Source organism: Pseudomonas cuatrocienegasensis (genome assembly GCF_900110925.1).
Taxonomy (GTDB): domain Bacteria; phylum Pseudomonadota; class Gammaproteobacteria; order Pseudomonadales; family Pseudomonadaceae; genus Aquipseudomonas; species Aquipseudomonas cuatrocienegasensis.
Genome location: NZ_FOFP01000036.1, coordinates 1 through 9,416 on the forward strand (window position 1 = coordinate 1; position 9,416 = coordinate 9,416).

A 9,416-nucleotide genomic window follows, 5' to 3' on the forward strand; every position below is an offset into this window, starting at 1 on the left:
GGTGATCTGATCGTTTTTGATCGATTTTCCGCTTTCAAAATCAGCGGAGGCTGAAGTCGGCCAGAAATGCATGGCTACTTCAGAGGATCCTTAGGCGAGCACGCATAAATGCGCGCCATATCAAGAATCTGGCCGCACAGCCCCACGCCGCGAGAACGCAGCCTGCACCTCGTCTTGCTTTGGCGCAGGTAAGTGATCGGCTCCTTACGCATCTGACCGGCAAGGCATAGATCGCGTTATAAATTGCCTCGAGACAGACGCCCCCTCTGAGGCTAGGAGTGTTCATGCTGCGCATGCTTACAGCGGGGAACAAACGTTCACGTAGCATACAGACCACCAATTCGAAGCGTTCACCACCCGCAGACAGCTTTCGCATTGCTCGGCAATGCCTGAATCCGCTCAGGGTACACGGGCAGAGCAGCAACCGAACATCTATAGATTTGACCCAACTTACGGACTGACAATTATTGTCACAAGGTGCCTGTAGCAGTGCGGCTAGGTCTCGTCAGGGGAGACCTGAAAAAGCTGGCACATCGCAAATTATCACAACCCTCACAGCATCAAAGAAAACCCTTGTAGCCCAGTCAAACTAGGCCTTTCAGCTTGCTGATGATAATAAAATCGATCCCCGGCATAAACTGGCACGCCGTCTGCAGTAGCCAATATAGCGCTGGTCGGCTCCAAGTCCGAACACTCGCCCTATTACGTAGTCAGCGCCAGCGGTACTACCCCGATATTTGGCTCATCACAAATGATTAGCCAAAACTTTCCACAGTGAGGAGTTGTAAACATGAAAGCTATGCAAAAAGGCTTTACTTTGATCGAACTGATGATTGTCGTCGCGATCATCGGCATTCTGGCGGCTGTGGCACTGCCGGCTTACCAAGACTACACTGTACGCGCCAAAGTATCGGAAGGCGCAATTGCTGCAAGCTCCATCAAAATTGGTGTTGCCGATCTGTTCGCAAACCGCGGTATTGCCGGTGTTGCAGCTTACTCAGCTGAGATCGAGGACGATCAGCCTAATCTGCAAACCGATAAAATTGAGGCTATTGCGGTTGACGCGGCTACTGGTGCAATTTCGATCACATTCTTGACTGAAGCTGAAGGCGAACGGGAAGGCGTACCGCAACTAGCAACTGAGAATGTTCTGGTTTATACCCCTTACATTGGTGGCGAGGCTATTGCTGACGACAACTCCACAGGCAGTATCGTGTGGCGCTGCAACCCTAATGTTTCCGAGACAACAATCCTCGCTAAATATCTGCCGGCCGAGTGCCGTGACTAACGAAGAGTAGTCCTCAGCCCGAGAATGGAGAGGCTACGCTCATTGAGCGTGGCCTTTTTTGCAATTTTTACTATGGTATTTTCTCAGCCGGAGCTCTTAAACTTTCGCATCGGTCCCGCACATAGTTCTTCCCATGGCCTGATGACAATAGCCCCCTCTTAAGAATGATCTGAAAAAGCTTGCTTACGGAGAGAAATTCTTAGTCAACACGCGTGCCGCAGGCTGAAACCTCAGAAAAACGAGACTTTTTCAGAGCGTTCTGAGTAAGGAAAATGAATAATTCGCTGCCGACCAAAAGCTCTTTATAGTAGCTTTTTCGGCACCTGCCGCCCTTAGATTTGGCATGCCCAAGCATCTCGGCTATAAGGCATTAATTGTTATGGAGCCCGCAATGAACGATAGCGTGTCCCTTACCGGCCTGGCAAAACAGATGGTACAGGCCGGGCTGCTTGATGAAAAAGCCGCGCAGCAGGCGCACCAGCAGGCGCAGCGCAATCAGCTATCGCTGGTGACCTACCTAGTGCAAAACCGCCTGGCAACCAGTCGCGCGCTGGTTGAGCTGGCATCCGAGCAATTTGGTATTGCTTACCTTGACCTTAATACTCTGGATAAGGAAGTCCAGCCCAAGGAGCTGATCAGCGAAAAGCTGGTGCGCCAGCACCGGGTGCTGCCGCTATCACGCCGCGGCAATAAGCTGTTTATCGCCATCTCCGACCCAACCAACCACCAAGCCATTACCGATGTGCAGTTCAGCACTGGGCTCAACACTGAAGCCATTCTGGTCGAGGACGACAAACTTGGCGCGGCAATCGACAAGTTTTTTGACTCGACCGATGGCGGCCTGGGCGATATGGGCGATATTGACCTAGGCAGCATTGATGTCGAAGCGGCCAGCGACGAAAAACCCATTAACGATGGCAACCAGGACGCCGACGACGCGCCGGTGGTGCGCTTCGTCAATAAAATGCTGCTGGATGCGATCAAGGCTGGATCTTCGGACCTGCACTTCGAACCCTATGAGAAGAGCTACCGGGTGCGTTTTCGTACCGATGGCATTTTGCATGAAGTGGCGCGTCCTCCTATTCAACTAGCCCCACGAATTTCCGCACGCCTCAAGGTGATGGCAGCGCTGGATATTTCGGAGCGACGCAAGCCTCAGGATGGGCGCATCAAGATGCGCATCTCTAAAACCAAGTCCATTGATTTTCGCGTCAGCACCTGCCCGACGCTGTGGGGCGAGAAGATCGTAATGCGGATTCTCGACTCCTCCAGCGCGCAGATGGGTATTGATGCCTTGGGCTATGAGGAATCACAGAAAGAACTCTATCTCGCAGCGCTCAAACAGCCCCAAGGGATGATTTTGGTAACCGGCCCGACCGGCTCAGGCAAAACGGTGTCGCTGTACACCGGCCTGAATATTCTCAACACCGTCGATGTGAACATCTCCACCGCCGAAGACCCGGTAGAGATCAACCTGGAGGGCATCAACCAGGTCAACGTCAACCCCAAGCAGGGTATGGACTTTACGGCTGCGCTGAAATCCTTCCTGCGTCAGGACCCGGATATCATCATGGTCGGGGAGATCCGTGACCTGGATACCGCCTCTATCGCGGTCAAGGCCGCCCAGACCGGCCACATGGTTATGTCGACGCTGCACACCAACAGCGCTGCAGAAACCCTGACACGCTTGCGCAATATGGGCGTGCCCTCGTTCAATATCGCCACATCGGTCAACCTGATCATTGCCCAGCGTCTGGCGCGCAAGCTGTGCAGCAGCTGCAAAAAGGAAGTCGTGATTCCCCGTGAAGCGCTGCTCGAGGAAGGCTTCCCGGAAAACAAAATTGGCACCTTCAAGATCTATGGCCCAGTCGGCTGCGAAAATTGCAATGGCGGTTACAAAGGCCGTGTTGGGATTTATGAAGTGGTTAAAAACACGCCGGCCCTGCAGCGGATTATCATGGAGGAAGGCAACTCCATCGATATTGCCAACCAGATGCGCAAAGACGGCTTTAATGATCTACGTACCTCGGCCCTGGTAAAAGCCATGCAAGGCGTCACCAGCCTCGAGGAAGTCAACCGCGTGACCAAGGACTAACCATGGCAGCAAAAGCGCTAAAGACCAGTGTGTTTACCTGGGAAGGCAAAGATAAGAGGGGCTCCGTCGTCAAAGGCGAGCTGAGCGGGCAAAATCCAGCACTGGTCAAGGCGCACCTGCGCAAACAGGGCATCAATCCCACCAAGGTGCGCAAAAAAGCGATCTCGATCTTTGCTAGCGGCAAAAAAATCAAACCTATGGATATCGCTCTGTTTGCCCGGCAGATGGCGACCATGATGAAGGCAGGTGTACCATTGCTTCAGTCGTTCGATATTATTGGCGACGGTCTCGAAAATCCGAATATGAGAAAGCTGGTTGACGACGTCAAACAGCAAGTAGCAGCAGGCAATAGCTTTGCCACCGCGCTAAGGAGTCAACCTCTTTATTTCGACGACCTATTTTGCAATCTGGTCGACGCGGGGGAGCAAGCAGGCGCACTCGAAACACTACTTGACCGCATAGCAACTTATAAAGAAAAGACCGAGGCACTAAAAGCAAAAATTAAGAAAGCAATGAACTATCCAATTGCAGTTATCGTAATTGCTATTATTGTTTCCTGCATTCTTCTAATACAAGTAGTACCTCAATTCGAATCTGTTTTTTCTAGCTTCGGAGCTGAGCTACCAGGCTTCACCCTTTTTGTTGTTGGGCTTTCACATGCACTGCAAGAAAGCTGGTACATCCTTCTACTTGGATTAGTGATAACCGTATTCTCTTTTAAAGAAGGGGTTAAACGCTCTGAAAGTTTCAGGAACTGGCTGGATCGTCTCGCACTGAAAGCACCAATCATAGGCAATATTATTTACAAGTCATCCGTTGCACGCTACGCACGTACACTTTCGACTACCTTTGCAGCTGGTGTACCACTGGTAGAGGCGCTAGACTCGGTTGCAGGCGCCACAGGCAATATCGTATTTAAGAATGCTGTAGAGAAAGTAAAGCAAGACGTATCAAGCGGCATGCAATTAAATTTCTCGATGAGGTCAACCAACGTATTTCCAGCAATGGCAATCCAAATGACAGCGATCGGCGAGGAATCGGGGGCTTTAGATACGATGCTGGACAAGGTGGCGAGTTATTATGAGACCGAAGTTGATAACGCAGTCGATGGCCTAACGGCGCTTGTAGAGCCACTCATTATGTCGGTGCTAGGGATACTGGTCGGTGGCCTGGTAATCGCCATGTACCTTCCCATTTTCCAGCTGGGCGCCGTCGTTTAACTCATGCCCATTCTCAACTTCCTGGCCAGCGAACCGCTGGCCTTTGTTTTATGCGCCCTGCTACTTGGTCTACTGATTGGCAGCTTTCTTAACGTAGTCGTGTTCCGCCTTCCGCAAATGCTGATGCGCGAGTGGCGATCCGAAGCACGGGAGATTCTGGAACTGCCTGCTGGCCCACAGGAAGCGCCCTTCAACTTGGTACTGCCCAACTCGCAATGCCCGCACTGCAGCTATGAAATTCGCCCGTGGGAAAATATTCCGCTGGTTAGCTACCTGTTCTTACGGGGCAAATGTTCGAGCTGCAAAGCGCCGATCGGCCTGCGTTACCCGCTGGTGGAGCTGGCTTGCGGCCTGCTGTCGGCCTATGTGGCCTGGCACTTTGGCTTTACCTGGCAGGCAGGTACGGCACTGGTGCTGACCTGGGGTTTGCTGGCGATGAGTTTGATCGATGCTGATCATCAACTGCTGCCGGATGCTTTGGTACTGCCGTTGCTCTGGCTGGGGCTGATCGTCAATGCCTTTGGTGTGTTTACCAGCCTCAGTGATGCGCTATGGGGCACAGTCGCCGGCTATATGAGCCTGTGGACGGTGTTCTGGTTGTTCAAATTGGTGACCGGTAAAGAGGGTATGGGCCGCGGCGATTTCAAACTGCTCGCCCTGCTCGGCGCCTGGGGCGGCTGGCAGATACTGCCGTTGACCATCCTGCTATCGTCGCTGGTCGGTGCTATTCTCGGGATGATCATGCTGCGCCTGCGCAATGCAGAGACCAGCACACCGATCCCCTTCGGCCCTTACCTGGCGATCGCCGGCTGGATCGCCCTGCTCTGGGGCGATGCCATCACCAGCACTTACTTGCAGTTCGCCGGCTTCCGTTAAGGCTATACATGAGTTAACCCGCCCCCTGTGTAGGAGCGAATTTATTCGCGATGGATCTTGCAAGCGCTGCAAGCATCGCGACTAAAGCGGCGGCAGTTTCAGCGAGGCGGCGATTTATCGCGAATAAATTCGCTCCTACAGCGCCTATACCGCCTAGCCGGTGCTTAACGGCCCGCCACGGCATAGCCTGCACACGTTGCCACTCGCGGCGCTGCGCGGTTGTCACATAATTGGCAATTGCTGGCCGGTTCGCCAGCGCCTAGCTGCCTGCACTACAATCGGCGGCCTGTTGATGACTGACGAGCCCTACGCGCCATGACGACCCCCTGGATTCTCGGCCTTACCGGCGGCATTGGCAGTGGCAAGAGTGCAGTGGCCGAGCTGTTTATCGAGCAGGGCGTGCATTTGGTGGATGCCGATCATGCCGCGCGCTGGGTGGTCGAGCCTGGGCGACCGGCGCTGGCCAGAATCGTCGAGCATTTCGGCCGTGGTATATTGCAGGCCAGTGGCGAGCTGGATCGCGCGGCGCTACGCCGGCTGATCTTCGCCGATACCGCGCAACGCCGCTGGCTGGAAACCCTGCTGCACCCGCTGATCGGCCAGGAGATTACCGCGTATCTGGCCAAGGCCGACTCACCCTATGCCATCCTGGTGTCGCCGCTGCTGGTCGAGTCCGGCCAACAGGCCCTGACCCAACGTGTGTTGGTGGTGGATGCACCCGAACACCTGCAACTGCAACGCACCATGCAACGCGACCAGGCCTCGGCAGAACAGGTCGAAGCCATCATCAAGGCCCAAGCCAGCCGCGAAGAACGCCTGCGGCATGCCGATGACGTGCTGATCAATGACCGTGACACCCAATGGCTGCGCGAGGAAGTCGCGCGCCTGCACCAGTTTTATTTGAGTCTTCGTGGAGGCCAATCATGAGCACACCCCCAGTAGTTGCCTGCCCGACCTGCGCCGCGCCGGTCGAATGGAGTGCGCAAAGCCCGAACCGACCGTTCTGCTCCGAGCGCTGCAAACTCATCGACCTGGGGGCCTGGGCCTCCGAGGCCCATGCGATCCCCGGCAATGAGCTGGAGGACGACGTGTTTTCCGAAGAACAGCCACCCCGCCGCCACTGAGCCCGCGCAGTTCAAGGCCGCATAAAGGCATAGTCACGCGAGTCGTCCAGGTTGTCCGCAAGAAACTGCAGCTCACCGGCCAGGTCGGCAGCACTGCGCTGTTGCCGACTGCGCTCGACTACCACGCTCAGCAGCGCGCGCAATGCCAGGGCCGGGTCGAGCCCTGTCTGGCTGGCGTCGCTCAGTGCTTGCTCGATGTGAGCCCTGGCCCATTCATGCATCCCCATCGATTCGTCTCCACTCGCACCTGAAAACACTACGGTGCCACGCCTCGCGACAGAGGGTTTGACCTGGGTCAGTAGTCAGCGCGGGGGTTCGTCGTCCTTCCAGGGCACCGAGAGGTAGCGACTGCGGTTGAAGGTTTCCAGCCAGTCCGGGTAGAACACCACCAACGCGGTGACGATCATGCCGTTGATAAAGGCCTCGGGAAACACGATCAGCCAGAGGTAACCGACAAAGTCGTCAAGCAAGGGCGGCATCGGAAACAGCCCATCGACCCAGAGAACGCCCAGGCCGGCGACGATGCACAGCAGCATCGCCAGCGCCGCCGGAAAGAACCCGCAAAAGAAGATGTAGACGAACAGATTACGCGGCTGCGCCCGCTCGACCCGCAGCGCGCAGTACTCGGTGACCGCCACCGGGATCAGCACCAGCAGCACGCCATTCATGCCCAGGGCAGCGAGGTCGTGACGCCCCAACAGCAGCATGCCAATTTGTGCGGCCAGCCCGGCCAGAATCGCCAGCGGCCAGTCGAGCAGCAGGGTCACGGCAGTTATGCCAATAAAGTGATAAGACAGCCCGGAGTCAAAGTCGCGGCGCACCAGCCAGAGGACGAACAACGCCAGAGCGGTGCCGAACAGCAGGTGCTGGCGACGCAGATCACTGAACAGCTCGACCCAGGGCGCACGGGCGATGGCCCAGAGCAGCACCGGCAGGTACAGCAGCCAACCGATGACCTGGCTGGTGGTCGATAGCAGTTCGGCAGCGATCATCGAGGCGACCCCGTTTGGTATGGCTATATCCCTAAGTGCTGTGCTGCACTCAGGCTGCGCGCATCAGCATCGGCTGTGGTTTTTGGTGCGCACGGCGCACCCTACTGCATCCCCCCATGCAACGCTTAATCGTTGCGAGCCTTGGGCAACACAGCCGCAGTTTACACCCTTGCCCAGCCCGCTAAACCGGCTGACACCAAACGCAGCGCGACCGATGGTCACAGGCGTGCGAGCTGACGACAGCGCTTTCGAGCGCCCACCGACTCAGGCTAAGCTCGGCCCATGGATGACTCGGATTACCTGCGCCTGCTCACGTACCAGGCCGAACAAGCCAACGCCTTTCTGTCCAACGCCCGCAAGTGGGAGCGCGAACGGTGGGTGTGCCAACGCCTGCTGCAAGCACTCAATGTCAGCCATCGCCTCGATGAGTTCAGCGCCGCCCCTCAGGAACCGCCCGATGTACTGTTTCGCGAAGCGAACTTCGAGGTGTTTTTTGTGCTCGACGAGGGCCGGCGCCTGAATGATGAGTGGCGCGCCGAGCTGGAGCGGCGGCGTAGCGCGTTTTCCCTGAGCCAACTGGTACGCCGTGAGGCCAAGCCACGACGCATCGCCGCACGCGAGCTGCAGGAGCGCCTGGCCCCGACACTGCGCAAGAAGGCGCACAACTACCGCGAACGCAGCCTGGACCTCGGCGAGCTGGACCTGGTCGCCTTCGTCAGCCTCAAGCGTGCCATGCCTGACTTCAACAGCCACTTCCCGCCGCCTACTGAGTTTTTGCGCCAAGGCTGGCGTTCGTTGTCGCTGGTCGGACCGACCTTCGCGCGGGTGCTCTTCGCTCATCCGCAGGCCCCCGATTTTCTGCGCCGCAATCTGGGCCGCACGATTGTCTTTGATGTCGGTATCAGCCTGTGACCGACCTTATGCAAGCGTTGGGTAGGCGCGAATTTATTCGCGAAATTCGCTGCATAATCGCGAATAAATTCGCTCCTACACGGGCTAAATCGGTGCATATAACGCCCACTACGGCATCACCTCACTTTGACTGACAATGGACATCCGCTGCACATGCTCAGCCCCTTGCAAGCCCTGATCGCCGCCGTCCCGCAAACCGGCTGCGTACGCTGGATTGGCGTGCGCCCCGCCTCGCGCGAGGCCATGCTCGAACTCGAGGCGGTCGAGGCGCGCCGCGAGGCCGGCCTGACCGGCGACCACAGCCGCCCAGGCCCGCGTAACGCCCGTCAGGTGACCTTGATCCAGTGGGAGCACATGGCCGTAATCAGCGCCCTGCTCGGCCGCGAGGGCGACCAGGCCATACACCCGCGTGACTTGCGGCGCAATATTGCGGTCAGCGGTATCAACCTGTTCAGCCTCAAGGGCCGGCGCTTTCGCATCGGTCAGGCGATATTGGAAACCACCGGTTGGTGCCAGCCCTGTGCGCGCCTGGAAGCCCGCCTTGGTGAGGGTACCTTCCAGGCCGTGCGCGGCCACGGCGGCATTACCGCCCGGGTGCTGCAGACCGGCATCATCCGCCTCGATGACCGCCTCACCCTCGAACCGCTATAAGGGTAATCCATGGCTACGGCTTTATGCCGCCTTGGCTTTTCGTAGGAGCCGCGCCCCGCGGCGAATGCCATGGGCAACGCCGAAATAACTGAATGACTGCAATCGATTCGCCCCGAGGCGGGGCTCCTGATATGGATTGACCTGTCAACTATGGGTCTATTCTTTGTAGTGGTCTAATTTCCCCGGACACCTCGATAGGTGGAAAATACATCTATCGAGGAGTTTGCCCATGTCCCAAAAACGCAGAACATTCGATGA

General features: G+C 56.8%; 10 protein-coding genes and 1 pseudogene. 8 read left to right on the forward strand and 3 right to left on the reverse strand.

The window, feature by feature from the left end; genetic code table 11:
- Positions 1 to 89: 89 nt before the first annotated feature.
- Positions 90 to 385: pseudogene (locus tag BMW49_RS25285) on the reverse strand (IS30 family transposase); the annotation flags it as partial.
- 405 nt (positions 386 to 790) lie between these two features.
- Between BMW49_RS25285 and BMW49_RS24070 the strand changes: the two are divergent.
- The 6 genes from BMW49_RS24070 to yacG all read left to right on the forward strand — a co-directional run bounded on the left by BMW49_RS24070 (position 791) and on the right by yacG (position 6,603).
- On the forward strand, positions 791 to 1,288 hold the full coding sequence (locus BMW49_RS24070; protein WP_069522562.1) for a pilin: 498 nt from the start codon (positions 791 to 793) through the stop codon (positions 1,286 to 1,288).
- A 391-nt stretch (positions 1,289 to 1,679) separates the two neighbouring features.
- The gene (pilB, locus tag BMW49_RS24075) at positions 1,680 to 3,383 is read left to right on the forward strand and encodes a type IV-A pilus assembly ATPase PilB (RefSeq protein WP_069522560.1); all 1,704 of its coding nucleotides are present in this window, start codon (positions 1,680 to 1,682) and stop codon (positions 3,381 to 3,383) included.
- Positions 3,384 to 3,385: 2 nt separating this feature from the next.
- A complete protein-coding gene (locus BMW49_RS24080; protein ID WP_069522559.1) occupies positions 3,386 to 4,603 on the forward strand; it encodes a type II secretion system F family protein in 1,218 nt (405 codons plus the stop codon).
- Between the two features lie 3 nt (positions 4,604 to 4,606).
- Positions 4,607 to 5,479, forward strand: a complete 873-nt coding sequence (locus BMW49_RS24085; RefSeq protein ID WP_069522557.1) for a prepilin peptidase — start codon at positions 4,607 to 4,609, stop codon at positions 5,477 to 5,479.
- Positions 5,480 to 5,794: 315 nt separating this feature from the next.
- Positions 5,795 to 6,406, forward strand: coding sequence for a dephospho-CoA kinase (coaE, locus tag BMW49_RS24090; protein ID WP_069522555.1), 612 nt, complete (start codon positions 5,795 to 5,797; stop codon positions 6,404 to 6,406).
- Positions 6,403 to 6,603: a DNA gyrase inhibitor YacG gene (gene yacG, locus BMW49_RS24095; RefSeq protein ID WP_069522553.1), complete on the forward strand. Its 201-nt coding sequence runs from the start codon at positions 6,403 to 6,405 to the stop codon at positions 6,601 to 6,603. The genes coaE and yacG overlap by 4 nt, the downstream gene beginning before the upstream one ends.
- Positions 6,604 to 6,614: 11 nt before the next feature.
- On the opposite strand, the gene BMW49_RS24100 is transcribed toward yacG, so the two are convergent.
- Both BMW49_RS24100 and BMW49_RS24105 read right to left on the reverse strand, forming a co-directional pair.
- Positions 6,615 to 6,830, reverse strand: coding sequence for a hypothetical protein (locus tag BMW49_RS24100; RefSeq protein ID WP_069522551.1), 216 nt, complete (start codon positions 6,828 to 6,830; stop codon positions 6,615 to 6,617).
- 75 nt (positions 6,831 to 6,905) lie between these two features.
- Entirely contained in the window at positions 6,906 to 7,595 is a 690-nt protein-coding gene (locus BMW49_RS24105; protein WP_069522549.1) for an energy-coupling factor ABC transporter permease, read from the reverse strand.
- Positions 7,596 to 7,877: 282 nt separating this feature from the next.
- On the opposite strand from BMW49_RS24105, the gene BMW49_RS24110 reads away from it, so the two are divergent.
- Together BMW49_RS24110 and BMW49_RS24115 are read left to right on the forward strand one after the other, a co-directional pair.
- Entirely contained in the window at positions 7,878 to 8,507 is a 630-nt protein-coding gene (locus BMW49_RS24110; RefSeq protein ID WP_069522547.1) for a DUF1780 domain-containing protein, read from the forward strand.
- 153 nt (positions 8,508 to 8,660) lie between these two features.
- Positions 8,661 to 9,158 (forward strand): MOSC domain-containing protein, encoded by a 498-nt coding sequence (locus BMW49_RS24115; RefSeq protein WP_069522545.1) that lies wholly within the window; start codon positions 8,661 to 8,663, stop codon positions 9,156 to 9,158.
- Positions 9,159 to 9,416 lie beyond the last annotated feature (258 nt).

Bases quoted from the DNA above. Each gene is read 5' to 3' on its own strand.
- BMW49_RS24070 (WP_069522562.1), top strand. From the start codon at position 791: ATGAAAGCTATGCAAAAAGGCTTTACTTTGATCGAACTGATGATTGTC.
- pilB (WP_069522560.1), top strand. From the start codon at position 1,680: ATGAACGATAGCGTGTCCCTTACCGGCCTGGCAAAACAGATGGTACAG.
- BMW49_RS24080 (WP_069522559.1), top strand. From the start codon at position 3,386: ATGGCAGCAAAAGCGCTAAAGACCAGTGTGTTTACCTGGGAAGGCAAA.
- BMW49_RS24085 (WP_069522557.1), top strand. From the start codon at position 4,607: ATGCCCATTCTCAACTTCCTGGCCAGCGAACCGCTGGCCTTTGTTTTA.
- coaE (WP_069522555.1), top strand. From the start codon at position 5,795: ATGACGACCCCCTGGATTCTCGGCCTTACCGGCGGCATTGGCAGTGGC.
- yacG (WP_069522553.1), top strand. From the start codon at position 6,403: ATGAGCACACCCCCAGTAGTTGCCTGCCCGACCTGCGCCGCGCCGGTC.
- BMW49_RS24100 (WP_069522551.1), bottom strand. From the start codon at position 6,830: ATGGGGATGCATGAATGGGCCAGGGCTCACATCGAGCAAGCACTGAGC.
- BMW49_RS24105 (WP_069522549.1), bottom strand. From the start codon at position 7,595: ATGATCGCTGCCGAACTGCTATCGACCACCAGCCAGGTCATCGGTTGG.
- BMW49_RS24110 (WP_069522547.1), top strand. From the start codon at position 7,878: ATGGATGACTCGGATTACCTGCGCCTGCTCACGTACCAGGCCGAACAA.
- BMW49_RS24115 (WP_069522545.1), top strand. From the start codon at position 8,661: ATGCTCAGCCCCTTGCAAGCCCTGATCGCCGCCGTCCCGCAAACCGGC.